The 24,312-nt window shown below is 70.9% G+C and carries 23 protein-coding genes and 1 pseudogene; 6 read left to right on the forward strand and 18 right to left on the reverse strand.

Annotated features, from left to right (window positions below; translation table 11 throughout):
* Nucleotides 1-168: 168 nt before the first annotated feature.
* Nucleotides 169-612 carry a hypothetical protein gene (locus NAMU_RS26630; RefSeq protein WP_015750434.1) on the reverse strand — a complete coding sequence of 148 codons (444 nt, stop codon included), beginning with the start codon at nt 610-612 and terminating at the stop codon, nt 169-171.
* 77 nt (nt 613-689) lie between these two features.
* Here NAMU_RS26630 and NAMU_RS26635 point away from each other — a divergent pair, with 77 nt between their 5' ends.
* Nucleotides 690-1,859: a thiolase family protein gene (locus NAMU_RS26635; protein WP_015750435.1), complete on the forward strand. Its 1,170-nt coding sequence runs from the start codon at nt 690-692 to the stop codon at nt 1,857-1,859.
* A 75-nt stretch (nt 1,860-1,934) separates the two neighbouring features.
* Here the strand turns inward: NAMU_RS26635 and NAMU_RS26640 are convergent, their stop codons facing one another.
* Nucleotides 1,935-2,396: a hypothetical protein gene (locus NAMU_RS26640; protein ID WP_138180503.1), complete on the reverse strand. Its 462-nt coding sequence runs from the start codon at nt 2,394-2,396 to the stop codon at nt 1,935-1,937.
* Between NAMU_RS26640 and NAMU_RS30195 the strand changes: the two genes are divergently transcribed.
* Nucleotides 2,371-2,613 (forward strand): hypothetical protein, encoded by a 243-nt coding sequence (locus tag NAMU_RS30195; protein ID WP_015750437.1) that lies wholly within the window; start codon nt 2,371-2,373, stop codon nt 2,611-2,613. The two genes, NAMU_RS26640 and NAMU_RS30195, sit on opposite strands and share 26 nt — an antisense overlap.
* A 117-nt stretch (nt 2,614-2,730) precedes the next feature.
* Here the strand turns inward: NAMU_RS30195 and NAMU_RS26650 are convergent, their stop codons facing one another.
* From NAMU_RS26650 to NAMU_RS26690, 10 genes and pseudogenes are all read right to left on the reverse strand, one after another.
* Complete coding sequence (locus NAMU_RS26650) at nt 2,731-3,417, reverse strand: TIGR00266 family protein (RefSeq protein WP_015750438.1); 687 nt, start codon at nt 3,415-3,417, stop codon at nt 2,731-2,733.
* 70 nt (nt 3,418-3,487) lie between these two features.
* Nucleotides 3,488-3,850: a DNA alkylation repair protein gene (locus tag NAMU_RS31295; protein WP_217180673.1), complete on the reverse strand. Its 363-nt coding sequence runs from the start codon at nt 3,848-3,850 to the stop codon at nt 3,488-3,490.
* A gap of 106 nt (nt 3,851-3,956) precedes the next feature.
* Nucleotides 3,957-4,088: pseudogene (locus NAMU_RS32030) on the reverse strand (DNA alkylation repair protein); the annotation flags it as partial.
* A gap of 90 nt (nt 4,089-4,178) precedes the next feature.
* Entirely contained in the window at nt 4,179-5,525 is a 1,347-nt protein-coding gene (locus NAMU_RS26660; protein WP_041369496.1) for a TetR/AcrR family transcriptional regulator, read from the reverse strand.
* 38 nt (nt 5,526-5,563) lie between these two features.
* Nucleotides 5,564-6,697 (reverse strand): 2-oxoacid:ferredoxin oxidoreductase subunit beta, encoded by a 1,134-nt coding sequence (locus tag NAMU_RS26665; RefSeq protein WP_015750440.1) that lies wholly within the window; start codon nt 6,695-6,697, stop codon nt 5,564-5,566.
* On the reverse strand, nt 6,694-8,742 hold the full coding sequence (locus NAMU_RS26670; RefSeq protein WP_015750441.1) for a 2-oxoacid:acceptor oxidoreductase subunit alpha: 2,049 nt from the start codon (nt 8,740-8,742) through the stop codon (nt 6,694-6,696). The genes NAMU_RS26665 and NAMU_RS26670 overlap by 4 nt, the downstream gene beginning before the upstream one ends.
* A 254-nt stretch (nt 8,743-8,996) precedes the next feature.
* Entirely contained in the window at nt 8,997-10,691 is a 1,695-nt protein-coding gene (locus NAMU_RS26675) for a glycosyltransferase family 87 protein (RefSeq protein WP_015750442.1), read from the reverse strand.
* A 74-nt stretch (nt 10,692-10,765) separates the two neighbouring features.
* Nucleotides 10,766-11,164 (reverse strand): DUF5318 domain-containing protein, encoded by a 399-nt coding sequence (locus NAMU_RS26680; RefSeq protein WP_015750443.1) that lies wholly within the window; start codon nt 11,162-11,164, stop codon nt 10,766-10,768.
* A gap of 71 nt (nt 11,165-11,235) precedes the next feature.
* Nucleotides 11,236-11,481, reverse strand: a complete 246-nt coding sequence (locus NAMU_RS26685) for a hypothetical protein (RefSeq protein ID WP_015750444.1) — start codon at nt 11,479-11,481, stop codon at nt 11,236-11,238.
* A complete protein-coding gene (locus NAMU_RS26690; RefSeq protein WP_015750445.1) occupies nt 11,478-11,951 on the reverse strand; it encodes a MarR family winged helix-turn-helix transcriptional regulator in 474 nt (157 codons plus the stop codon). The genes NAMU_RS26685 and NAMU_RS26690 overlap by 4 nt, the downstream gene beginning before the upstream one ends.
* A 221-nt stretch (nt 11,952-12,172) precedes the next feature.
* Between NAMU_RS26690 and NAMU_RS26695 the strand changes: the two genes are divergently transcribed.
* From NAMU_RS26695 to NAMU_RS26705, 3 genes are all read left to right on the forward strand, one after another.
* Nucleotides 12,173-12,862 (forward strand): PadR family transcriptional regulator, encoded by a 690-nt coding sequence (locus tag NAMU_RS26695; protein WP_407669267.1) that lies wholly within the window; start codon nt 12,173-12,175, stop codon nt 12,860-12,862.
* A complete protein-coding gene (locus tag NAMU_RS26700) occupies nt 12,859-13,938 on the forward strand; it encodes an inositol-3-phosphate synthase (protein WP_015750447.1) in 1,080 nt (359 codons plus the stop codon). Before NAMU_RS26695 ends, NAMU_RS26700 begins: the two co-directional genes overlap by 4 nt.
* Nucleotides 13,939-14,201: 263 nt before the next feature.
* Entirely contained in the window at nt 14,202-15,503 is a 1,302-nt protein-coding gene (locus NAMU_RS26705; RefSeq protein ID WP_015750448.1) for an ISL3 family transposase, read from the forward strand.
* An 84-nt stretch (nt 15,504-15,587) separates the two neighbouring features.
* Here NAMU_RS26705 and NAMU_RS26710 read toward each other — a convergent pair whose 3' ends face one another.
* From NAMU_RS26710 to NAMU_RS26730, 5 genes are all read right to left on the reverse strand, one after another.
* A complete protein-coding gene (locus NAMU_RS26710; RefSeq protein WP_015750449.1) occupies nt 15,588-17,039 on the reverse strand; it encodes an APC family permease in 1,452 nt (483 codons plus the stop codon).
* Nucleotides 17,040-17,149: 110 nt separating this feature from the next.
* A complete protein-coding gene (locus NAMU_RS26715; protein WP_015750450.1) occupies nt 17,150-18,022 on the reverse strand; it encodes an alpha/beta fold hydrolase in 873 nt (290 codons plus the stop codon).
* Nucleotides 18,022-18,597: a hypothetical protein gene (locus NAMU_RS26720; protein ID WP_015750451.1), complete on the reverse strand. Its 576-nt coding sequence runs from the start codon at nt 18,595-18,597 to the stop codon at nt 18,022-18,024. Before NAMU_RS26720 ends, NAMU_RS26715 begins: the two co-directional genes overlap by 1 nt.
* Nucleotides 18,598-18,601: 4 nt before the next feature.
* Nucleotides 18,602-19,687, reverse strand: a complete 1,086-nt coding sequence (locus NAMU_RS26725; RefSeq protein WP_015750452.1) for a lactonase family protein — start codon at nt 19,685-19,687, stop codon at nt 18,602-18,604.
* A gap of 30 nt (nt 19,688-19,717) precedes the next feature.
* A complete protein-coding gene (locus NAMU_RS26730) occupies nt 19,718-20,326 on the reverse strand; it encodes a TetR/AcrR family transcriptional regulator (RefSeq protein ID WP_015750453.1) in 609 nt (202 codons plus the stop codon).
* A 99-nt stretch (nt 20,327-20,425) separates the two neighbouring features.
* On the opposite strand from NAMU_RS26730, the gene NAMU_RS26735 reads away from it, so the two are divergent.
* A complete protein-coding gene (locus NAMU_RS26735) occupies nt 20,426-21,313 on the forward strand; it encodes an SDR family oxidoreductase (RefSeq protein ID WP_015750454.1) in 888 nt (295 codons plus the stop codon).
* Between the two features lie 26 nt (nt 21,314-21,339).
* Here the strand turns inward: NAMU_RS26735 and leuS are convergent, their stop codons facing one another.
* A complete protein-coding gene (leuS, locus tag NAMU_RS26740; protein ID WP_015750455.1) occupies nt 21,340-24,276 on the reverse strand; it encodes a leucine--tRNA ligase in 2,937 nt (978 codons plus the stop codon).
* Nucleotides 24,277-24,312 lie beyond the last annotated feature (36 nt).

Here is a 24,312-nt window from a genome sequence, read left to right on the forward strand (position 1 = left end):
TCCGCGACAGGAGGGTGAAGCATGACTGAACCCGCCTGGGCCACGATGACCCGGCGGGTTCGGTTGCAACCCCACGATGTTACCAGCCGGGCACAGCGTGACCAGCCGGGCACAGCGTGGCCAGCCGAGCGCAGCGTGACCAGCCGAGCGCAGCGTGACCAGCCGACCTCAGCGATCCCGCCGCCGGATCACGAACTTCAGGCCGGACCAGGTCGCGTCGATCGCCACGACCTTGACGTCCACCCGCCCGTGGGTCAGGCCGTACTCCCGGACGGCGTTCTCGTCCAGATCGGTGACGACGCCGGAGGCCCGCTTGGGCCAGCAGACCCAGATCATGCCGTCGACGGTGTGCCGGGCGGCCGCGCCGACGAACCGGCGCGCGAGGGTGGCCCGATCCGGGCAGAACAGGATCACCACGTCGTAGGGACCCCGGCCGGGCCGCCGGTGGAACGGGGCTCCCGGATCGAAGCCGTCAACGGCGCCCAGGACCAGCACCCGCGAGTCGGGGCCGACCCCGAGCTTGCGCGGCAAGGGGGTGCCCGAGTAGCCGGCCGCCCCGCCGGAATGCGGGCCGGCAGACCCGGCTGTCGCTGCGCCCGACCCGACGTTCACGGTCGTTCACTTCCTCGTAGGCTGATGCTCGTAGGCTGGGCGTCCGGAAGATGTTCGCCCCAGGTTGAGGAGTCCCCATGCGCGATGCGGTGATCGTCGAAGCGGTCCGCACCCCGGTCGGCAAGCGCAACGGCGGCCTGTCCGGGGTCCACCCGGTCGACCTGTCCGCCCACATCCTGCGGTCGTTGGTGGATCGTACCGGCATCGATCCGGGCCTGGTCGACGACGTGATCTGGGGTTGTGTCAGCCAGGTCGGGGAGCAGACCTCCGACATCGCCCGCACGGCGCTGCTGGCGGCCGGCTGGCCGGATTCGGTGCCCGGGGTGAGCATCGACCGGCAGTGCGGCAGCTCGCAGCAGTCGGTGCACTTCGCCGCGGCCGGGCTGATCGCCGGCCAGTACGACCTGGTCGTGGCCGGCGGGGTCGAGTCGATGTCCCGGGTCCCGATGGGAGCCTCCGGGCAGGTGGCCGGATCGCCGTTCAGCGCCAGCGGCTGGACCGGCCGGTACGGCGAGGTGACGCCGCACCAGGGCGTCGGCGCCGAAATGGTGGCGCAGCAGTGGGGACTGTCCCGGACCCAGCTCGACGAGTACAGCCTGCGCTCGCACGAGAAGGCCGCGGCTGCGCAGGACGCCGGCTGGTTCGACGACCAGATCGTGCCGGTACCCGAGGAACTGACCGGTGGCGAGCCGGTCCAGGTCGACGAGGGGGTACGCCGCGGCGGCAACCTGGCCGCCATGGCCTCGCTGCGGCCGGCCTTCGCGGCCGACGGCGTGGTCACCGCCGGCAACGCCAGCCAGATCTCCGACGGGGCCGCGGCGTTGCTGATGACCACCTCGGACAAGGCCCGCGAGCTGGGGTTGACCCCATTGGCCCGGGTGCACACGGCGGTGCTGGCCGCGGCCGACCCGGTGATCATGCTCACCGCACCGATCCCGGCCACCCGCAAGGCGCTGCAGCGCAGCGGGCTGCGGCTGGACGAGATCGGCGTGTTCGAGGTGAACGAGGCGTTCGCCGCGGTGCCGCTGGCCTGGCTGGCCGATCTGGCCGGCGGTGACACCGGGGTCGAGAAGGCGCTGAACCCCGGCGGCGGAGCGATCGCCATCGGACACCCGCTGGGTGCCTCCGGGGCCCGGCTGATGACGGCGATGGTGCACCACCAGCGCGCCTTCGGGATCCGTTACGGGCTGCAGACCATGTGCGAGGGCGGCGGGCAGGCCAACGCGACCATCCTGGAACTGCTGTAGACGGTGCACTCGAAGCTGGTTGCCGGTCCGGGGTGATCGTCGCCGCAGCCGACGATCACCCCGGCCGGCGTTCGATCAGGAACTGCCCAGCGTCTGGCAGGCGGGGATCTGCTGAACGGCCTTGGTCAGCTCCGGGTTGAGCTTGATCTGAGCCGCCGGCGACTCGGCGGCGGCCGCCTGCAGGTCCTGCTGGAACTGCTGCTGCGCCGCGGTGTCGCCGTCCTTGATGGTCAGCACCCGCTGGCCGAACTCGGTGAAGGTCTGGCCGAAGGACTGCATCGCCGCCTGCGAGGTCTGAGACAGCTCCGAGCCGCCCTCGAAGGTGGGCGGCGGCAGGGTCGCCAGCTGCGCGGCGGTGGCCTGGAAGGCCTGACCGGCCTGCGTCATCGCGTCGGCCAAGCCCTGCTGGGAGTCCACGTTGCGGAGCGCATTCAACGGCTGCAGGCCGGTGCAGAAGGTCTCGAACCAGGCGGTGGACTGCGCATCCAGCGTGGTGGCATCCCCGCCCACCGTGGTCGTCGGGGACGGCACGGTCATCGAGTCGGCGTCCGACGAGGTCGCCATCGGCGAACTGGCGGACGAACTGGTCATCGCCGCCGACGAGGAGGTCGAGGTCGCCGCGGACGTGGCCGCCGACGTCGTGCCCGCGGAGTTCGACCCCGAGCTGCACCCGGCCATCAGCACCAACGACGTCCCGACGGCTGCTGCCGTCGCCCACCCCCGACGAATCGCCACGATGCGTCTCCCCACTTGAAGTCTCGATCTGCCCCCCGCGGACGCGAGGGACACTCACGGTACGTGACCGTGAACCGTACGTACCCGCCGCACCCGCCGGTCACACCGCGTTTCATCCGGTCCGGCGGCGGACCGGTCAGGACCGGCTGAAGGGCAGCACCTGGGTCAGCCAGTCGACCAGGGCATTGGCGTTGCGGCTCTGCGTCCACACCCGGCCGGGACCCTGGATGTCCATGACGAAGCCCTCGCCGGACTTCCCGGTCTGGATCCAGCCCTTGGCCACCTTGCGCAGTTGCACCTGCATGCCGTCGTCGTAGGCGACCAGGTGGCCGGTGTCGATGGTGAACCCCTGACCGGGCGCGAGTTCGATCAGATCCAGGGCACCGAACGAGCCGGCGACCACCTTGCCCTGGCCGGTGCAGTGCACGACGAAGCCACCCTCGCCGCCGAACAGCAGCTTGGCCCCGCCCCACTTGGTGTCCAGGTTGACGCCCATCTCGCTGGCCAGCCAGGACCCCTTGGTCAACACGAGCGGCCGGTCGGGCCGGCATTCGATGACGGTGGCGTCGCCGGGCAGCCGGGCCGCCACGTCGACCCAGGTCGGTGACTGCGCGTGCCCGGTGAACGTGGTGATGAAGAAGGACTCACCGCCCAGCGCGGACCGCTTGAGCGCGGACATGAAGCCGCCCTGCATCTGCGAGGACACGGTGACCCCGAACGACTGCATGACCATGACCCCGGCCTCGCCGAGGAACTGCTCGCCCGGCGCCAGGTGCAGGCGAACGACGGCGAATGAGGGGCTGTGGCGAAGTTCGACCTGCATGATGCAACCTCCGCGATGTTCCGGGCCGGATCTGTCGGAGCCGGGCCGTCCGCCCGGCATCGCCACCCTGTCAGGTCAGGTGCATGACCGCCTCCCGATAGGACAGCGGGCTGAGCGTGTCGCGATGGGTGACCACGAAGGCGCGCACCCAGTCGGCGTCGGTCCGCGCGTACTGGCGCAGGGCCCAGCCGATGGCCTTGCGGACGAAGAACTCCCGGTCGGCCAGGTTCGCCTCGATGACGTCGGTCAGCAGTCTGCGGTCGGTCGCCGCCTTGGCGTCGAGCTGGCAGATGATCGAGGCCCGCCGCAGCCACCGGTCCGGGTCCACCGACCAGCCGCGCACGAGCGGCTCGACGGCCGGCCGGTGCGCCCGCAGCATCGCGCCGACCAGCGGGGCGACGGCGTCCACGTGATCCCACCAGGCCCCGGTCACGATCATCTCGGTGGCCAGGGCAAGCGTGGCCAGGTGTCCGCGGGTTGGCCCGTAGACCCAGCAGGTCGATTGCGGCGTACCGCTCTTCCCGGTAGTGACCCGTGCGCCACAGGTCGGTGGCCGCGGCCAGCAACTGGCTCCGCTCGGCCGCGGGTCCGGCGAGTTCACGGGCCAGCCGCCGCACCAGCGGGCGACGGACGCCGAGAAAGGGCATCGTCGACCGCATGTAGGCCTGCATCTGCGGCGCCCGGTCGGGCTCGGCGACCGCCCGCAACCCGGCCCGGATCTGCTCGACCAGCGTCACCACGGGCTCCGGTTCACCGCGAGGTCACGACGGGGGCGGGCCCACGCCCAGCCCGGCCCGCAGCAGGGCCGCGACGAACCCGCTGGCCGCCGCCCGGGGCAGGATGGCCAGCTGAGTGGACAGCACGTAGGGCACGTCGGTGAGCACCGCGCGCAGGGCCACCGACATCGGTTCCCGGCCGTCGGGCGGATCCGCGGCCAGCGCCAGCAGCCGGTCGACGATGCCGTCCAGCACCTGGTCGCGCCGGTCGGCCAGGGGACCCAGCGCCGGCGCGTCCACCTCGTGCTGCCAGACATAGAGCACGCTGCCGTGGGTCTCGATCATCGAGGCCCAGCCCTCCACCCACGCGTCGATCGATTCGCCGGACGGCGGCCGGCTGGGCAACAGTCGCTGCTGGCGCTCGATCGCGACCAGCACGTCCTGAGCCAGGGTGGCGAACAGCGCCTCCCGGTCGGCCCAGTAGGTGTAAACGCTGCCGTGGCTGACGCCGGCCCGGGCAGCCACGTCGTTCAGGCTCGTCCCGCGGTAGCCGTTGACCCGGAACCGATCGGCGGCGGCCAGCATGATCCGCTGGACCGTCCCGACCCCACGAGAGGTGACCGGCCGGCGCAACCCGAGAACGTCGCCGAGCGGGATCACCGGCAGCCGGTCGACGGCCACCGGATCGTCCTCGCCGTCGGACGACGCCGCGGACGGTGAGGGGCTGAACAGGAACGCATTGAGCATCCGGGCCAGGGCGGCCGCCAGGGCCGTCCGGTCGACCGGGTCGGGCCGCCGGGCGTTGAGCAGCGTGCTCCACTGGACGACCGAGAGCAACCCGACCGGCACCACCTCGGGCGTCGGCGGATGGACCCCGGACCGGGCCAGGCCGTCGACCACGCCGGCCTGGTACTTCTGGAAATTGGCCTGACCCAGGATGCCCAGTTCCGGCTCCCCGTACTGGACCTGCGACCAGCCCAGGAACGTGCCGGAGTGGTACTCCACCACCTCGATCAGCTGGGCGATCCAGTCCCGCAGCCGGGCCCGGCCGGCTGCGTCGTCGCTGAGCTGGGGGAACTGCAGGGCCAGCCGCAACAGCTCGTCGCCGATCTCCTGCAGGAACATCGCGAAGATCTCGAACTTGCCCGAGAAGTACTGGTAGACGGCGGCCCCGGACCGGCCGGTGGCCTCGCCGATCGCCTCCACCGTGGTCGCCTGGTAGCCGTTGCGGGTGAACAGGTCCCGGGCCGCTTCGACGATCTCGGCCCGGGCCCGGACGCCGTGCGCGGCCAGCAACGGATTGCGCCCGTACGGGGGCCGGCGCTGCGGGCCGGGGACTGCCCCGGGGCCCGCCGGCCCCCCGTCCGAGCGGGGGTGGGCCACCTCGTCCACGTCGTGTGGTTCGAGGTCGCCGGGTTCGACCTGACCGGTCAGCTGACGGTCCAGGTGTCGCGGCCGGCGAGCAGCCCGGCCAGATCACCGACTCCGTGCGCAGCGACGGCGGTGTCGATCTGGGCGCGGATCGCCGAGTCGTAACTGCCCCGGGTGACGTCCCGGAACACCCCGATCGGGGTGTTGTCCAGGTTCTCCGGATTGGCCAGCCGGGCCAGCGCGAACGCGGTCGAGGGGTCCGGGTCGTGCGCATCGTGCACGATCAGCGCGTCCTCACCGACCTGGTCGACGTCGACCACCTCCAGCCGACCCCGGGCGTTGCGGATGACCCCGCGGTGCCCGCCGATGCCGAACCGGATCGGCTTGCCGTGCTCCAGCCGGATCGTCGCCTCGTCCTTGCTGGTGGCGTCCTTGAGCGGTTCGAACGCGCCGTCGTTGAAGATGTTGCAGTTCTGGTAGATCTCCACCAGGGCCGTACCCGGGTGCACCGCGGCCGCCCGCAGCACCGAGGTCAGGTGCTGGCGATCGGAATCGATGGTCCGGGCAACGAAGCTGGCCTCCGCGCCCAGGGCCACCGACACGGGGTTGAACGGGGTGTCCAGCGAGCCCAGCGGGGTCGACTTGGTCCGCTTGCCGACCTCCGAGGTCGGCGAGTACTGGCCCTTGGTCAGCCCGTAGATCCGGTTGTTGAACAGCAGGATCTTGAGGTTGACGTTGCGCCGCAGGGCGTGGATCAGGTGATTGCCGCCGATCGAGAGCGCGTCGCCGTCACCGGTGACGATCCACACCGACAGGTCGGGTCGGCTGATCGCCAGGCCGGTGGCGATGGCCGGCGCGCGGCCGTGGATGGAGTGCACCCCGTAGGTGTTCATGTAGTACGGGAACCGGGCGGCGCAGCCGATGCCGGAGATGAACACCGTGTTCTCCCGGCGGATGCCGAGTTCGGGCATGAACCCCTGCACGGCGGCCAGGATCGCGTAGTCACCGCAGCCCGGGCACCAGCGGACCTCCTGGTCGGACTTGAAGTCCTTCGCGGTCAGGACGCTCTCGGCCTTGGGGATCAGCTTGAGCGCCGGCGCCCCGGCCAGCGACGCGGCGGGGGCCCGCCGAGCGGGCCGGACGGCGGCCGGACTGCTGGTCGCGGTGGTGGTCGTGGTGGTGGGCTCGGTCATCGCGTGCCTCCGTTCGTGGCCGGGCCGGAACCGGCGGGCACCGGCTCCTGGTCCGGCACGGGGTCCGGTTCCCGATCGGGTGGGGTGTCCGCCAGCTCCGGATCGTCGCCGACGGTGATCGACGGGATGCTCGGGCCCGCGCCGTACCGGCCGGCGCTGCCGACCGCGGTGCGGGTGATGGTGCCGTCCAGGGCCGAGCGGATGGCGCCGACCAGGTCGTCGACCCGGAACGGCAGACCTCGCACCTGATTGATGCCGATCGCGTCTACCAGATACAGCCCACGGATCAGCAGGGCCAGCTGGCCCAGGTTCATCTCCGGCACGACGACCCGGCGGTAGCGGCGCAGCACCTCGTCCAAGTTGGCCGGCATCGGGTTCAGGTGCCGCAGATGCGCCCGGGCCACCGAGACGCCCTGGGCCCGCAGGACCCGGACCGCACCGGTGATCGGGCCGTAGGTCGAGCCCCACCCCAGCACCAGCAGGTCGGCCTGGCCGTCCGGATCGTCCACCTCCAGCGGCGGCACCTGGATCCCGGCGACCTTGGCCGCCCGGGTGCGCACCATGTGGTCGTGGTTGGCCGGGTCGTAGGAGATCTCGCCGGTGCCGTCCTTCTTCTCGATGCCGCCGATCCGATGCTCCAGGCCGGGGGTGCCGGGGATGGCCCAGGGCCGGGCCAGCGTGTCCGGATCCCGGAGGTAAGGCAGGAACAGCGGGCGGTCCTCGGTCCCGGCATTGGGCTCGGTGGCGAACTCGACCCGCAGATCGGGCAGCGAGGCCACGTCCGGGATCAGCCAGGGCTCGGAGCCGTTGGCCAGGTACCCGTCGGAGAGCAGGAAAACCGGGGTGCGGTAGGTCAGGGCGATCCGCGCCGCCTCCAGCGCGGCGTCGAAGCAGTCGGAGGCGGTCTGGGCGGCGACCACCGGCACCGGCGCCTCACCGTTGCGGCCGAACAGCACCTGCAGCAGGTCGGCCTGCTCGGTCTTGGTCGGCAACCCGGTGGACGGTCCACCGCGCTGCACGTCGACCACGACCAGGGGCAGCTCCAGGGCCACGGCCAGGCCGATGGTCTCGGCCTTGAGCGCGATGCCCGGGCCCGAGGTGGTGGTGACGCCCAGGCTGCCGCCGTAGGAGGCGCCCAGCGCGGCGGCCACGCCCGCGATCTCGTCCTCGGCCTGGAAGGTGCGCACGCCGAAGTGCTTGAGCGCGGACAGCTCGTGCAGGATGTCGGAGGCCGGGGTGATCGGGTACGAGCCCAGGAACAGCGGCAGGTTCGACCGCTCGGCCGCCGCGACCAGCCCGTAGGCCAGGGCCTGGTTGCCCCGGATGGTCCGGTAGCGGCCAGGAGGCAGGCTGGCCGGCTTGACCTCGTAATTGACCGCGAAGCCCTCGGTGGTCTCGCCGTAGGACCAGCCGGCCTCCAGCGCGACCAGGTTGGCCCGCAGCACCTCGCGACGGCCGGCGAACTTGGTCTCCAGGAAGCGGCGGGTGCCCTCCAGCGGGCGGTGGTACAGCCAGGACAGCAGCCCCAGCGCGAACATGTTCTTGGCCCGCTCGGCGTCCTTGCGGCTCACCCCGACCTTGGCCACGGCATCCACCGTCAGCGAGGTCAGCTTGACCGGGTGCACTTGGTAGTCGCCCAGGCTGCCGTCCTCGACCGGGCTGACGGTGTACCCGACCTTGGCCAGGTTGCGCTTGGTGAACTCGTCGGTGTCCACGATGATCGTGCCGCCGCGGGGCAGGTCGGCCAGATTGGCCTTGAGCGCCGCCGGGTTCATCGCGACCAGCACGGTCGGCGCGTCGCCGGGGGTGACGACGGAGTGGTCGGCGAAGTGCAGCTGGAACGCGGACACCCCGGGCAGGGTGCCGGCGGGGGCCCGGATCTCCGCCGGGAAGTCCGGCAGGGTCGACAGGCTGTTGCCGAAGGCGGCCGTCTCGGTGGTGAACCGGTCGCCGGTGAGCTGCATCCCGTCGCCGGAGTCGCCGGCAAACCGGATGATCACCTCGGAGAGGGTCTTGACCGGCTTGGGGGCGGTGTTGTTCGTCATAGGCATGTCTCCTGGGTCAGGTCGGCGGCTGCGCACTCGACCACGGCAGGCACCTGACCGACATCAACCACGCAGATCGGCGTTCGACGACGCCTGGTGGCAACCCGGCCCGGGCGGATTGCCACTGCACAGGATGTCACCATTCCGCAGGGCCGGTGACCGCGCCTCATCCGGGTTGGGTCGGTTTCACCGCTTTGACCGGCCCGGACCCCGGATCCGCCGACGGAATCCACCCGGTCAGCGCACCGGCCCTGCTACGAGCCGGGCTCGATCCGGGCCGGCGCGACGGCCACCGGTTCGCCGGTCCCGACCGGATCTCCGGCGCCCGACGAGCGACGCCGGGCCCACCACGCCGGGAGCGACGGGATGGTGAAGCGGTCGGGTGCGTCCTCGAGCACGCCACCGGACGGGTCGTCGTCGCCGGCGATCCGGACCAGGTCCTTGTCCGGCCGCAGGATGTCCCGGACCACCAGGTAGACCAGCATCAGCACCAGGGCGTCGCGGACCAGGGCGGCATTGATGAACGGGTAGATCGACAGGCCCTTGTTCGCCTCGCCGGCGAACGAAAGCATCAGCAACACCCAGACGACGGCCTCGGAGGCCTGCCAGAACAGCAGCGGTCGCCACCGGGGCAGCGCCAGCACGGCCAGGGGCAGCAGCCACAGCGAGTATTGCGGTGACCACACCTTGTTGGTCAGCAGGAATGCCGCGATCACCAGGAAGGCGAGCTGGGCGAACCGGGGGCGACGCCGGGCGGACAGGCCCAGCCAGCCGATGGCCACGCAGGCGACGGCGAACAGCGCCAGCGAGAGCAGGTTGACCAGGGTCGGGCTGTCGGCGCCGGGCGCCTTGTCCCAGATCGCGGAACGGGCCAGCGTGGCGTAGATGAAGTACCAGGAGTCGTACTCGGGGGGCCGCTCGGAGTTGAGCCGGATGAACTCGTACCAGCCGGCCGGCCAGGCCAGCATGACCGGCACGTTGACCACCAGCCAGACCACCCCGGCCGCCACCGCCGTGCGGGTCCACTCGCGCATCTTGCCGGTGCGCAGGCACAGGACCAGCAGCGGACCCAGCAGCAGCACCGGGTACAGCTTGGCCGCGGTGCCCAGGCCGAACAGCACCCCGGCCAGGACGGGTTTCTTCCGCGCCCAGGCGAGCATCGCGCCGGCGGTCAAGCCGATCGGCAGCAGGTCCCAGTTGGTGAAGGCGTGCACGACCAGCAGCGGGGCCAGGCACATCAGCGCGGTGTCCCAGATCCGGCGCCGGGCGATCTTGGCCGTGCAGGCCACCGCCCACAGGTAGAGCAGACCCAGGGCGATGGCGCCGATGGTGAAGTAGGCGGCCACGTCCAGCGGGACCGGCAGGCCGACCGCCTTGGCCACGGCGCTATACCCGTGGGACAGGCCAGACATCAGGTACATCCAGAAGCCGGTCAGCACCGGGTACTCCATGTACCGGACCTGGCCGTTGTCCAGCCAGCTGGCCTTGTAGGGCAGGGCCCCGATGTCCAGTTCGTGCGAGCCGAACAGCGGCACCACGTCGGTGTAGCAGGCGGCGATCCACGGCCGCTGCCCGCTTTGGTCGAGCGTGCCGTCGGCGCCGGTCTGGATGCAGGCCGCCTTGAACAGCCACCCCCCGATCAGGATGACGATGGCCATCAGCACGCACACCCGCAGCGGGGTGATGAGGCGATTGCGCCCGACCAGCGCGTGCCGGCCCATCGGACCACCGATCACGTCGGCCGCCCGACGGACGGTCGGGTCGGTCCAGCTCGGGATGACGCGCTCAGTGGAGCTCAGCGACGCCGCGCGCGGCAGGCTGTCCGGTTCGGTCGGTTCGGTCGGTTCGGTCTGCTCGGTCGGTTCCGGTGGTTCGCCCGGTGTGCCTGCCGCCCCCGCTTCGTCGCCGGGTCCCGCCGCAGTCTCGTCGGCCGGGGGGGTCGCAGTCACGGCGCGATGCTACTTGCCGGTCCTGTCAGGCCGGCGTTGCGATCAGGCCTTCCGACCGGTCGGCCGGGCCGGCGTCATTTGACGGCGCGCCGGCGGCGGGGCGCGGCCTCACCCTTCTTACCCATGACGAAGGCCGCCACCAGGTGGTTCCAGGAGCAGGTCCGGCACACCTCGACCTGGTAGACGGAGAACTCGCCGAACGTGCCGGCCATCGCCTCGAGCTCGTCGGGCACCCGGGCGGATCCGGCCATGTGCTTGATCTCGTCGCCGTACACCCAATAGACATGGGTCAGCGGTTCCTTGCGGCACATCGGGCAGACCACGTCGGTGGCGACACCGTGAAACTTGGCTGCCCGCAACAGGTACGGGGACGCGTCGCAGACGTCGTCGATGCCGGCGCGACCGGAGCGGACCTCGGCGAGAAGCGCACGACGCTGCAAGGCGTAGTCCACCAGTCCCCGCTGCGTCCGCACCCGGCCAAGGGTACGCGGGGGGCACCAGCTCGCATCAGGAGTCCCCGACCCGGCCCGACCGGGGGGGTGAGCTACTCCCGTCCGTCCTCGGCGGACCTCTCGGCCGCCGTGTCGGTCGCAGTGTCGGCCGCCGTGTCGGTCGGCGGCCGGACGGACTTGCGCTCGGCGGACCGGTCGTTCATCCGGGCGATGAAGCCCAGCCCGGAGACGACGGCGACCGACAGCACCATGCCCGCGACCAGCAGAATGGTGCCGACGCCGAATCCGTCACCGAACAGACCACCGTCCTGGGCCGCCTGGGCCGCACCGGCGATCATCGGGCAGCCACCGGGCTCGGCCCGGCCGCCTCGATGACCCGGGTCAGCGCACGGTGCAGGGCCTGCAGTTCCTCGATGGACATGCCCAACCGGTCGATCACCGCCGGGGGGACCTGCAGGGCCCGCTCCCGCAGGGCCTGTCCGGTCTCGGTGAGCTCGACCGCCAGGTGCCGCTCGTCGGCGGCGTTGCGCCGACGCACGATGAGCTCGGCCGCCTCGAGCCGCTTGAGCAGCGGTGAGAGGGTGCCCGGGTCGAGCTGCAGCAGTTCGGACAGGCGCTTGACCGACAGCGGCGCATGCTGCCACAGGGCGAGCATGACCAGGTATTGCGGGTGGGTGAGCCCCATCGGCTCCAGGATCGGCCGGTACAGGGCGACCACGCTGCGGGCGGCCACCACCACCGCGAAGCACACCTGCTGGTCCAGGGCCAGCGGATCCGCACCGACTGCGGGTTCATGAATCGTCGTCATCCCACGATCGTACCCCAACGATTGGTACCCCAATCATTGGGGCAAGGCGCGGAGATGGAGTCTGGCGATGGATGGGCGAGCCGCGTCGGGACCGCCGACGCCGCGATGTATCGTGGCGATATACCCAGCCGATGTAGCAGCGGGTCTGATGTGCCTTCACAGTGCCACAGCGGGCCCGACGACTCGCGGAGGCCGGCCCGAGCTCCCGGAGGGGGTGCGCGATCGCCAAGGAAAGTTCGACCGTCTTCGAGCTGGCCGTTCTCGGGCTGCTCGCCGAAGCCCCCATGCACGGCTACGAACTGCGTAAGCGGCTCACCGCCACCCTGGGCACCCTGCGCGCCTTCAGCTTCGGCTCCCTGTACCCGACGCTGCGCCGGTTGGAGGCGGCCGGGCACGTCTCCACCGAGGAACCGGTGGTCGACGCGGACGCGGTGCCGCTGTCCTCGCGCCGGTCCCGGGTCACCTACCGGATCACCGCGGACGGCAAGGAACGGCTGGCCGATCTGCTCGGCGACACCGGCCCGCAGTCCTGGTCGGACGACGGGTTCGGCGTCCATCTGGCCTTCTTCTCCCGCACCTCGGCCGAGGCCCGGATGCGGATCCTGGAGGGCCGGCGCCGCCGGGTCGAGGAGCGCCGCGAAGGGCAGCGTTCCGCCGTCGGGCGGGCCGTCGACCGGTTGGACACCTACACCGCCGAACTGCACCAGCTCGGGCTCGAGTCCTCCGACCGTGAGGTCCGCTGGCTCAACGAACTGATCGATGCCGAGCGCGGCCGGCTGCCCGCGGACGACATCCCCCGCCCGCCACCGGCGTCGGGCACCGTCCCCAACCCCACAGCCTCACCCACCGGAGCACCCGATCACGGGGGGAACCACCCCGCTCCGGTCGACCCACAGGAGGAAACCCCATGAGCAGCATCAGAGTGGCCATCGTCGGCGTCGGGAACTGCGCGTCGTCGCTGGTCCAGGGCGTCGAGTACTACAAGGACGCGGACCCGAAGTCGACCGTGCCCGGCCTCATGCACGTCCAGTTCGGCGATTACCACGTGCGCGACATCGAGTTCGTGGCCGCGTTCGACGTGGACGCCAAGAAGGTCGGCTTCGACCTGTCCGAGGCGATCAACGCCAGCGAGAACAACACCATCAAGATCGCCGACGTGCCGCCGACCGGTGTCGCCGTCCAGCGCGGCGTCACCCACGACGGTCTGGGTCGCTACTACCTGGAGACCATCACCGAGTCCCCGGCCGAGCCGGTCGACGTGGTGGCCGCGCTGCGCGAGGCCCGGGTCGACGTCGTCGTCTGCTACCTGCCGGTCGGCTCCGAGGACGCCGTCCGCTTCTACGCCCAGTGCGCCATCGACGCCGGCTGCGCCTTCGTCAACGCGCTGCCGGTGTTCATCGCCAGCACCCCCGAGTGGGCCGAGAAGTTCCGGGCGGCCGGGCTGCCCATCGTCGGTGACGACATCAAGTCGCAGATCGGCGCGACCATCACCCACCGGGTGCTGGCCAAGCTGTTCGAGGACCGCGGCGTCATCCTGGACCGCACGATGCAGCTCAACGTCGGCGGCAACATGGACTTCAAGAACATGCTCGAGCGCGACCGGCTGGAGTCCAAGAAGATCTCCAAGACCCAGGCCGTCACCTCCCAGGTCGACCGGGACATGGGTGCCCGCAACGTGCACATCGGGCCGAGCGACTACGTGCCGTGGCTGGACGACCGCAAGTGGGCCTACGTGCGTCTCGAGGGCCGCGCGTTCGGTGACGCCCCGCTGAACATGGAGTACAAGCTCGAGGTCTGGGACTCGCCGAACTCGGCCGGCGTCATCATCGACGCGGTCCGCGCGGCCAAGATCGCCAAGGACCGCGGCGTGGGCGGCCCGATCCTGTCCGCCTCGTCCTACTTCATGAAGTCCCCGCCGGTGCAGTACCCGGACGACCAGGCCCGGGACAACGTGGAGAAGTTCATCGCCGGCGAGATCGACTTCTGATCCCGCTTCTCCGGTTCACGGCCCCGTCCCGCCTTCGTGCGGGGCGGGGCCGTTGCCGTTCCCGGCGGCGTGGTCAGTGCGCCCGCCCCAGCCCCGTGCCCCCGCGCGGATGAAGTCGTCGACTCCGGTCCCACCAGTCACATTCGGTGGCTCTCCTGCTGAATCAGTGGGTCGTTTGTTGGGGTGGGGAATGGCAACACGCCGCTCCCGCGCCTAGGTTCTGGGGCTGTCTGAAGGTCCCGGAACGGTGGGCGGAGAGCGGCGTGCGCGGAAACAGGGTATGGCATCGGGCGTTGGGCCTGATGGGGGCGATCGTTGAGGACGTCGACGTCGATGATCCGGACTTGATCGTGGTGCGGGTCCGGCCAGTGAAGAGGTGGGCGGGGCGGTGTGGCCGGTGTCGACGCCGGTCGCCGTGGTACGACCGGGGCGCCGGCCGTCGGCAGTGGCGGACGGTGGACGTGGGGTTGTCCCGGGCGGTGGTGGAGGCTGAGGCCCCTCGAGTGTCGTGCCGTGAGCATGGTGTGGTCGTTGCGCATGTGCCCTGGGCCAGGCACGGCGCGGGCCAAACCCTGGTGTTCGACCGGACCGTGGCGTGGTTGGCCACTCAGACCTCGAAGACAGCCACGACCCAGCTGTTGCGGATCAGTTGGCGCACTGTCGGAGCGATCGAGTCTCGGTACTGGGCCGATCATGAACGGTTGCAGGACCGGTTACGCGGGGTCCGCCGCCTCGGGATCGATGAGATCTCCTACAAGCGTGGCCACCGGTTCCTCACCGTCGTGGTGGACCACGACACCGGTCACTTGTTGTGGGCGGCACCCGGTCGGGACTCGGCAACGTTGCACCAGTTCTTCGATCTTCTGGGGCCGGATCGGTGCGCTCTGCTGACCCATGTCTCGGCCGACGGCGCCACCTACATCAGCACGGTCGTCAAGCAGCGATGCCCGAACGCGGTCCGGTGTGCTGACCCGTTCCATGTTGTTGGGTGGGCTACCGACGCCTTGGACAAGCTACGACGCATCGTGATCAGCACGGCCCGTCGGCAGGCCCGCCGGGCCGCCGTCGACCGCATCGCGGGCGGCTCGAGCCCGGTCGTCACTGCCGGGCAAGCCGGCGCTGACCTGGTCAAGGGCATGGCCGGGGCCCGGTCGGCGTTGCTGCGAAACTCGGAGGACCTCACCGAGAATCAGCAGGTCAAACTGGCCTGGATCGCGCTGACCGACCCCGACCTGCACCGCGCGTATCTGCTCAAGGAAGGCCTTCGACTGATCTTCAAACTGCCGGTCGAGCAGGCCGCCACCGCCCTGGAGAACTGGATCACCTGGGCGCGGACCGCCGGCATCGGCCTGTTCAGCAGCCTGGCGAAACGGATCACTCGACATCGAGCCAGCATCCTGGCCGCGATCGAGCACCACATGTCCAACGGCCGCGTCGAGTCCGTCAACGCCAAGATCAGGCTGATCACCCGAGTCGCGTTCGGGTTCGCCTCTCCACACGCCCTCATAGCCCTGGCTATGCTCCGGCTGGGCGGACACCGCCCAGCACTCCCAGGCCGCGGCTAACCCACAGACACGGCAGGAGAGCCCATTCGGTGCGAGTTCAGCCGCGCCGGGGAAGTTGATCCGCGCGGGAGGGAGGACCCGGGGTCAGTTGCGGGGGCCGGGTTCTTCGGTCAGGTCCTTCAGATCCCGCCAGCGGCTCGGGGAGACACCCAGCTTCTTGTTGATCAACACGGTGACGAAGAACAGCACGACCCCGATCACCAGTAGCCAACCGGCGACGACGTACTGGGTGGACGAGCGGCCGGTGAACGGGGTGACCAGGTACAGGCAGGTGATCATCCCGATGATCGGCAGGGCCGTCGGGGCCCGGAAGTACTTGCGGTCGGGCACATCCCGCCGGAGCACCAGCACGGCCACGTTGACCACGCTGAACACGCCGAGCAGCAGCAACGCGGTGGTCCCGCCGAGCACCGCGACCGCGTCGGCGTTGCCCATGGAGACAAACACGATGAGACCGAACGCGAGCAGGGTGGTGAAGACGATCGCCGTCCAGGGGGTGCAGCGGGTCGGGTGGACCTTGCCCAGCACCGGCGGCAGCACCCGTTGGCGGGCCATGCCGTAGATCAGCCGGCTGGCCATCAGCATGTTGATCAGCGCGGAGTTGGCCACGGCGAACATCGAGATGAACGGCAACAGGGTGTCGATCGGCAGTCCGGGGGCGCCGACCTTGACCACCTCGACCAGCGGGGTGTCGCTGTCGGCCAGCACCCCGACCGGCACCAGGGCGACCGAGACGATCGAGACCAGCACGTAGATGACACCGGTGATGGTCAGCCCGGTCAGCATCACCTTGGGGAAGATGCGCACCGGGTCCTTGGTCTCCTCGGCCATGTTCACCGAGTCCTCGAAGCCGACCATGGCGAAGAACGCCAATGAGGTGGCCGCGGTGACGGCCAGGAAGATGTTCTTGTCGTCCGCGGTGTCGAAGGCGACCACCCGGCTCAGGTCGAAGTCCGCGCCGAAGAACGCCCAGAACCCGACCATGATCACCAGCAGCAGGCCGGACAGCTCGATCAGCGTCAGCACCACGTTGGCCTTGACGCTCTCGCCGACCCCGCGGAAGTTGACCACCGCCACCAGCGTCATAAATCCCAGCGCGATCAGCACGATCGTCCACGGGCCGGCCTCGAAGCCGAAGCCCTGGGCCAGGTTCGCGGCGAACGCCCGTGACGCCGTGGACGCCGAGGTGATGCCGGAGGACATCACGACGAACGCGACCAGGAACGTGAAGAAGTGGATGCCGAACGCCTTGTGCGTATACAGCGCCGCCCCGGCCGCCTTCGGGTACTTGGTGACCAGCTCCAGGTAGCTGAACGCGGTGATGGTGGCGACCGCGAACGCGACCAGGAACGGCACCCACGCGGCGCCGCCGACCTCGGCCGCGACATCCCCGGTCAGCGCATAGACCCCGGTGCCCAGGATGTCGCCGACGATGAACAGCAGCAGCAGCTTGGGCCCCATCACCCGTTTGAGCTCGGGCTGGCCGGAGGGGTCCGCGGGCGCCGCGGAGTTCTCGGCGGAACGTTCCTGGGTCATGACGTCACCGTCACCTTCGTCAGGACTGCTCGGGTGGCCCAGCGCCGACGCGTCGGACCGCCGCTCTGTTCCCGGCCGCGGCAGGAGGCAAACGGCCGACCGCCGAACGGTCAGGCCGGCGCCGCACCCGTCCCGGTGGCCCGGACGATGTCGGCGATCGCGTGCGGGTGGGTCATCGGCAGGCCGTAGTGGGAGGCGTCGGCCAGGGTGTGCACGGTGATCAGGGCCGATCGGGTGCCGGCCCGCCGGGCCGTCGTGCGAGCGTGCAGGACCCGGCTGCGACCGGCCAGCACCACTGCGGTCGGCGCCGTCAACGCGTCGAAGGCGGAGGCGGCGGGGATCCTGGTCGGGACCGTCGAGGTGAGCCCGAACGCGTCGGTGCCCAAGGCGGTCACCTCGAGCCACTGTTGATTGAGTGGCACACCGCGGGTCTCCCACTGGATCATCGCGGTCCGCCGGGCCCCGCTGGGCCGCATCAGGGTCGGGGTGGCCCGGAAGATGTAGCCCTTGAGCATCGGGGTGAAGCACATGGTCGGGTCGAGCAGGGTCAGCCCGGAGACCCGGCCGGGCTCTCCCAGGGCGAAGTTCAGAGCGATCCATGCCCCGTACGAGTGGCCGATCGGGTGGACCCGGGCCAGGCCGAGCCCGTCGAGCACGCCGACGAGCCAACGGCGCAGGTCGGCCGGGGTGGCCAGGGCGGCGTCCCCAGGGACGCTGCGGCCGGGGTCGCCGGGGATGTCGACCGCGTGCAGCCGGTGGTCGACGGCCAGATCCAGGGCCAGGGGGCTCCACTCGGCCGAGGTCGCCCCGTAGGCGGCCAGCAGCAGGACCGGCGGCGCCGATGGCGGCCCGCTCAGGTAGACCCGGGTGCGGCCGAAGTCCGAATCCAGATCCAGCGTCTCGGTGCCGGGCGCCCACCGCCGCATCGCCTCGTCGTAGGCCTGCAGGAAGGCGGCCCGGTCCCGCACCGGTGTGTCGGCCATCAGAGGGTGACCAGGTCGCCGATGCGGACGACGCCCTCGGTGGCGGCCACCGACCGGTACCCCCGGGCACCGTGATCCAGGTCGACCAGCGCCTGCCGGACGTCGGCGTTCACGGTCGAGGCGGGCTCCTGGCCCAGGCAGAACCGGCTGAACTCCACGCAGGGATCGGCGGCGCGTACGTCGTGCAGTTCCAGCGGCCCGTCGGCGGTCGTCACCGTGACCACCGGCGGCAGGCCCCGGCCGGCCAACCCGTCGGGCGCATCCAGCAGCACCGTCTCCCCGGCGATGCCGTCCACCACGTGCGGGCCGTAGCGCGCCCGCAGCGCGACGTAGTCGCCGGTGCCCATGAACAGCACCCCCGCCCGACCCTTGCGGTCCCGGGATTCGGGATGGTCCTGATGGTGCACGTCCAGGATCTCCGCGCCGTCCGCGGTGATCCCCCGCACCCCCCGCGGACCGGCCAGGATGCGGTCCACCGGCAGGATCGCCGCCGGCTCGTAGCTGCGCAGGGGCGCCCAGCCGACCTTCACCGGGCCGCGTTGCACCTGCAGCCGGACGATCCGGTACTCGGCCATCGGCTCATCTCCCGTCGTGCGGGCCGGGCACGGCCAGCAGCTGGGTGGGGCTGGGGGTGTTGAACGTACTCGTGGTGGCGCTCAGGGCGCCGGTCTCGGGATCGATCCGCAGCACGGTCAGCGAGTCGCTCTCCTGGTTGGCCACGTACACCAGGTCGCCGACCACCGTCAGGTCCCGGGGATGGTCGCCGCCGCAGCCGATCTCGTCGACCAGCTGAATGCTCTGGCCGTCCACCCGGAAGGCCGCGACGGTGTTCGGGCCCCGGTTGGCCATCAGCACGAACTGCCCGTCGGCGGTGCGCCCGACGCCGCTGGGGGCGGCCGGTTCCTCGGCCACGTCGGAGCCGCTCTGCAGGTCCAGCAGCTCGAGCTGCCCGGTCTGCCGGTCCAGCCGCAGCAGCGCCAGCTCACCGGTCAGCTCCCCGGCGACGGCGACCCGGTCGTGGTCCAGAGCGACCAGATGGCGGGGTCCGAACCCGGCCGGCAGCGGCGACGTCATCAGCGGGGTCAGGGTGGCGGCCGCCGGGTCGAGCCGGTAGGCGACGATCAGATCCGCACCGAGATCGACGGCGAGCACCAGGGTCTGATCCAGCACGTGGACCATGTGCGCGTGCGGGCCCTGCTGCCGGTCCGGGTGCGGGCCGCAACCCTCGTGCTCGACGAGCTGACTCAACTTGCCGATCCGGCCGTCCGGCGTCAGCCGATGAACCGCGATGCTGCCCGAGGTGTAGTTGGCGGTCAGCAGCACCCGGCCGGACGGGTCGACGGCCAGGTGGCACGGGTGCGCGCCGCCGGTGGAGGCCGAACCAAGCACCGACAACCCGTGCCCACCGGGGGCGACGGCGAGCGCCCAGACCTGCCCGTCGGAGACCTCACCGGCCGCGTACACGTGCCAACCGTCCGGATGCCAGGCCAGGTACGACGGCGACTCGGGCTGTTCGGTCGCGGACGCACCGGCCACCGGTTCGGCCAGGTCCCGGTCCGTGAGCAGCTCCCACCGGCCGGTCTGCGGATCGTGCGCGACCACTTCGATCCGCCGGCCGCGGCCGCCGGCGCCGAAGGTGTAGCAGCCGATCAGGAACTCGTGCATCAGGGCACCCTCGTCATCGTCTGGCCGTCTTCATCTGGCCGTCATCGTCTCGGTGGTGGACACGGCGGTCGTGGCCCCGGTCATCAGCGCGACGAGCTCGGCAGTCGTCCGCTCGAGCAGCTCGCCCATCGATCGTTGCTCGTCCGGGCGGACCCACTGGGCGACCGCGACCGAGAACACGGTGATCGCGGATCGGGCCGCCAGGGTCGCCGCCGGTTCGTCGACGCCCCGCTCGCGCAGCGCCCCGGACAGGGCGGCGGCCACGACGGCCATCTTGTGCTGCTCCCGTTCACCCAGGGCGGCATTGGCCGCGACGACCGACTGCCGCAGTCGCACGTCGGACCGCCGCTGGTCGGGAAACATGGTCGCCGCGGCCCGCAGGCTCGCCGTCACCAGTTCCAAGGGACCGGCCGACGCCGGGGCATCGGCGACGCCGGCCAGGAAGACGCCCAGGAACTCTCCCTGCCCGGCGAAGAGCACCTCGCGCTTGTCGGCGAAGTGCCGGAAGAACGTCCGCTCGCTCAGGCCGATCGACTGGGCGATCTCGGCGGCGGTGGTCTGCTCGTAGCCGCGGGTCGCGAACAGCTCGAGCGCGGCCGCATACAGCCGCTCCCGGGTTCCCGGTTCCCACCGCACCATCGGGCCAGCCTAGTTCAATGTCAGTCGCTGCCATCACGGGTCTACACTGATGGCAGTCACTGACATCAGGGTCATGGCCCGAGAGCAGGGAGTTGCGTCATGCACGTCTTCGTCACCGGTGCCTCCGGTTGGATCGGCCGCGCCACCGTGGAGGAACTGGTCGGGGCCGGACACGAGGTCACCGGCCTCGCCCGGTCCGATGCCGCCGCGGCCGCGTTGACCACCCAGGGAGTGCACGTGCGCCGCGGGCACCTGGACGACCCGGACGGCCTGCGGGCGGCGGCCACCGCCGCGGACGCGGTGATCCATCTGGCCAACAAGCACGACTGGTCGAACCCGGCGGCCTCGAACGCGGCCGAACGGTCCGCCGTGCAGGCCATCGGCGACGCACTCGTGGGCACCGGCAAGCCGTTCCTGCTGGCCTCGGGCCTGCTCACGGCGGTCACCGGGCGCCCGGCCACCGAGGACGACCCGTCACCGTTCCACGGCGCCGATTCGCCGCGTGGGGGCAGCGAGAACCTGGCGTTGGAGTTCGTCGACCGCGGCGTGCACGCCGTCCCGGTGCGCTTCCCCCCGACCGTGCACGGGGTCGGCGACCACGGCTTCATCGCCCACCTCGCGGACATCGCGCGGGCCAAGGGCGTGGCCGGCTACCCCGGCGACGGCACCAACCGGTGGGCCGCGGTGCACCGCTCGGACGCCGCCCGCGCCGTCGCGCTGTCCCTGGCCAAGGCCCCCGCGGGCGCGCGGGTGCATGCCGTCGGCGAGCAGGGCGTGCCCACCCGGGTCATCGCCGAGGCGATCGGCCGGGCCGCCGGCCTGCCGGTGACCTCGATCGACCCGGCCGACCTGACCGACCATTTCGGCTGGCTCGGCATGTTCTTCAGCCGGGACATGACCGCGCGCAGCAGCGCGACCCAGCAGCTGCTGGGCTGGCTGCCGACCGGCCCGACCCTGGTCGAGGACATCGACGCCGGCGCCTACTGACGCCGCCGCCTCCCGGCGAGCCGGGGCTACGGCACGATCGAGACCATCTTGCCGGGGACGACGACCACCTTGCGGGGCGTCGCCCCGGCCAGCAGTTCGACGATCCGCGGCTCGGCCAGCGCGGCCGCCTCGATCGCGGACACGGCGGCCGTGGCGTCGATGGTGATCCGACCCCGGACCTTGCCCTTGACCTGGATCGGGTACTCGACCTGCTCGGCCACCAGCAGGGCCGGGTCGGCCTCCGGGAACGGCCCGTGAGCCAGCGACCGGGAGTGACCCAGCCGCGCCCACATCTCCTCGGCGATGTGCGGGGCCAGCGGCGCCGTCATCAGCACCAGCGCCTCGGCCACCGTCCGCGGCACCGGCGCCCCGGACTTGGTCAGGTGGTTGGTCAGCACGATCAGCTTGGCGATCGCCGTGTTGTAGCCCATCGCCGCGTAGTCGGCGCGCACCCCGTCGATGGTGCGATGCAGCAGCCGCTGGGTCTGCAGATCCGGTTCGGCGTCGGCGACGACGGTGTCCCCAGTGGATTCGTCGACCACCAACCGCCACAGCCGCTGCAGGTAGCGCTGGGAACCGACGACGTCCCGGGTCTGCCAGGGCCGGGACATGTCCATCGGACCCATGCCCATCTCGTACATCCGGAACGTGTCGGCGCCGAAGCGTTCGCACATCTCGTCCGGCGTGACGACATTGTTCAGGGATTTGCCCATCTTCCCGTACTCACGGGTGACCGGCCGCCCCTGGTACTCGAACTTCTCCGGCGCCACCTCGGTGACCTCGTCGGCCGGCACGTACAGGCCGCGCTCGTCGGTGTACGCGTACGCCTGGATGTAGCCCTGGTTGAACAGCTTGCGGTACGGCTCCTCGCTGGAGACGTGGCCCAGGTCGAACAGCACCTTGTGCCAGAACCGGGAGTACAGCAGGTGCAGCACCGCGTGCTCGACGCCGCCGACGTACAGGTCGACCCCGCCCGGGTCGTTCGGCCGGTCGGGATTCTTGCCCATCCAGTACCGCTCGACCTCGGGATCGCAGAAGGTCTTGTCGTTGGTGGGATCCAGGTAGCGCAGCTCGTACCAGCAGGACCCGGCCCACTGCGGCATCACGTTCAGCTCGCGGGTGTAGGTCTTGGGCCCGTCACCCAGATCCAGCTCGACGGTGGCCCACTCGGTCGCCCGGGCCAGCGGCGGAACCGGCTGGGACGTGGCGTCCTGGGGATCGAACGACTGCGGCGAGTAGTCCGAGACCTCCGGCAGGGTCAGCGGCAGCAGCTCGTCGGGCAGGGAGATGGCCACGCCGTGCTCGTCGTAGACGATCGGGAACGGCTCGCCCCAGTACCGCTGCCGGGAGAACAGCCAGTCCCGCAGCTTGTACTGCTTGCGGGCCTGGCCGACCCCCTTGGCGGTCAGCCAGTCGATGATGGCCGCCTTGGCCGCCACCACATCCAGCCCGTTCAGGCTGATCTCGTCGTTCGCGCTGTTGATGGTCGGGCCGTCGCCGGTGTAGGCCTGATCCTCCGGGTGATCGGCCGGCGGCTGCACGGTGCGCACGATCGGCAGGCCGAAGGCGGTGGCGAAGTCGAAGTCCCGGGTGTCCTCGGCCGGCACCGCCATGATCGCGCCGGTGCCGTACCCCATCAGCACGTAGTCGGCGATGAAGATGGGCAGATCGGTCCCGGTGGCCGGGTTGGTCGCGTAGGCCCCGGTGAAGACGCCGGTCTTGTCCTTGTTCTCCTGCCGGTCCAGGTCGGACTTGCGCGAGGCGGCCAGCCGGTACTCGGCGATCGCCTGAGCCGGGGTGTCCGCCCCTCCGGTCCAGCGCGGGTCGGTGCCCCGCGGCCAGCGGGTCGCGGTGATCGACTCGACCAGCGGATGCTCGGGCGCCAGCACCATGTAGGTGGCTCCGAACAGGGTGTCCGGACGGGTCGTATAGACCTCGATGCCGGCCATATCGGAGCCGGATCCGTTGTCCGGCAACCCTTCCCGTGACGTTTCACGCGAAGCAACCGGGAACGAGACGGTGGCCCCGTAGGAGCGGCCGATCCAGTTGCGCTGCATCGACTTGACCGACTCCGGCCAGTCCAACCGGTCCAGGTCGTCCAGCAGCCGGTCGGCGTAAGCGGTGATCCGCATCATCCACTGGCGCAGGCTGCGCCGGAACACCGGGTAGTTGCCGATCGCACTGCGCCCGTCGGCGGTGACCTCTTCATTGGACAGCACGGTGCCCAGGCCCGGGCACCAGTTCACCGGGGCCTCGTCGATGTAGGCCAAGCGGTAGCCGGCCAGCACCTGGTGCTGCTCGACGTGCGACAGCTGCGCCCAGGGCCGGCCGTCCGGGGTCGCCCGGGTGCCGGCGGCGAACTCCTGGATCAGGTCGGCGATACTCCGGGCCCGCCCGGCCTGCTCGTCGTACCAGGCCTCGAACAGCTGGGTGAAGATCCACTGGGTCCAGCGGAAGAACTCGGGATCGGTGGTGGCCACGCTGCGCCGCTGATCGTGCGCGAAGCCCAGCCGCCGCAGCTGCGCGCGGTAGCGGGTGATGTTGGCCTCGGTGGTGGTCCGCGGGTGGGTGCCGGTCCGGACCGCGTACTGCTCAGCCGGCAGGCCGAAGGCGTCGTAGCCGATGGTGTGCAGCACGTTGCGTCCGGTCATCCGCATGAACCGGCCGATCACGTCGGTGCCGATGTACCCCAGCGGGTGCCCGACGTGCAGGCCGGCCCCGGAGGGGTAGGGGAACATGTCCAGCAGGTACAGCTTGTCCTTGGGGACCGGGGAACCGTCGGCCGGAGCCAGCGGTCCGGCCGGGTTGGGCGCCTGGAAGGTGCCCTCGGCCTCCCAGCGGTCCTGCCACCGCTGTTCGATGTCGGCCGCCAGCGCGGCGGTGTAGCGGAACGGTGGCGCGGCCTCGCTCGCCACGGTCGGCACCGCGGCCGGCGTCACCGTCTGGGTCGTCGGGCTGGTCATGGTCAACTCCTGTTCGTCCCTGCTCGGCGGTGATGA

This window comes from Nakamurella multipartita DSM 44233, from assembly GCF_000024365.1.
GTDB classification, from domain to species: domain Bacteria; phylum Actinomycetota; class Actinomycetes; order Mycobacteriales; family Nakamurellaceae; genus Nakamurella; species Nakamurella multipartita.

Bases quoted from the DNA above. Each gene is read 5' to 3' on its own strand.
- NAMU_RS26730 (WP_015750453.1), bottom strand. From the start codon at position 20,326: ATGGTGCGGTGGGAACCGGGAACCCGGGAGCGGCTGTATGCGGCCGCG.
- NAMU_RS26640 (WP_138180503.1), bottom strand. From the start codon at position 2,396: ATGACCGTGCCGTCCCCGACGACCACGGTGGGCGGGGATGCCACCACG.
- NAMU_RS26685 (WP_015750444.1), bottom strand. From the start codon at position 11,481: ATGATCGCCGGTGCGGCCCAGGCGGCCCAGGACGGTGGTCTGTTCGGT.
- NAMU_RS26735 (WP_015750454.1), top strand. From the start codon at position 20,426: ATGCACGTCTTCGTCACCGGTGCCTCCGGTTGGATCGGCCGCGCCACC.
- NAMU_RS26725 (WP_015750452.1), bottom strand. From the start codon at position 19,687: ATGCACGAGTTCCTGATCGGCTGCTACACCTTCGGCGCCGGCGGCCGC.
- NAMU_RS26670 (WP_015750441.1), bottom strand. From the start codon at position 8,742: ATGACGAACAACACCGCCCCCAAGCCGGTCAAGACCCTCTCCGAGGTG.
- NAMU_RS26690 (WP_015750445.1), bottom strand. From the start codon at position 11,951: ATGACGACGATTCATGAACCCGCAGTCGGTGCGGATCCGCTGGCCCTG.
- NAMU_RS26635 (WP_015750435.1), top strand. From the start codon at position 690: ATGCGCGATGCGGTGATCGTCGAAGCGGTCCGCACCCCGGTCGGCAAG.
- NAMU_RS26710 (WP_015750449.1), bottom strand. From the start codon at position 17,039: ATGACCCAGGAACGTTCCGCCGAGAACTCCGCGGCGCCCGCGGACCCC.
- NAMU_RS26665 (WP_015750440.1), bottom strand. From the start codon at position 6,697: ATGACCGAGCCCACCACCACGACCACCACCGCGACCAGCAGTCCGGCC.
- NAMU_RS26715 (WP_015750450.1), bottom strand. From the start codon at position 18,022: ATGGCCGACACACCGGTGCGGGACCGGGCCGCCTTCCTGCAGGCCTAC.
- leuS (WP_015750455.1), bottom strand. From the start codon at position 24,276: ATGACCAGCCCGACGACCCAGACGGTGACGCCGGCCGCGGTGCCGACC.
- NAMU_RS26700 (WP_015750447.1), top strand. From the start codon at position 12,859: ATGAGCAGCATCAGAGTGGCCATCGTCGGCGTCGGGAACTGCGCGTCG.
- NAMU_RS26720 (WP_015750451.1), bottom strand. From the start codon at position 18,597: ATGGCCGAGTACCGGATCGTCCGGCTGCAGGTGCAACGCGGCCCGGTG.
- NAMU_RS26650 (WP_015750438.1), bottom strand. From the start codon at position 3,417: ATGCAGGTCGAACTTCGCCACAGCCCCTCATTCGCCGTCGTTCGCCTG.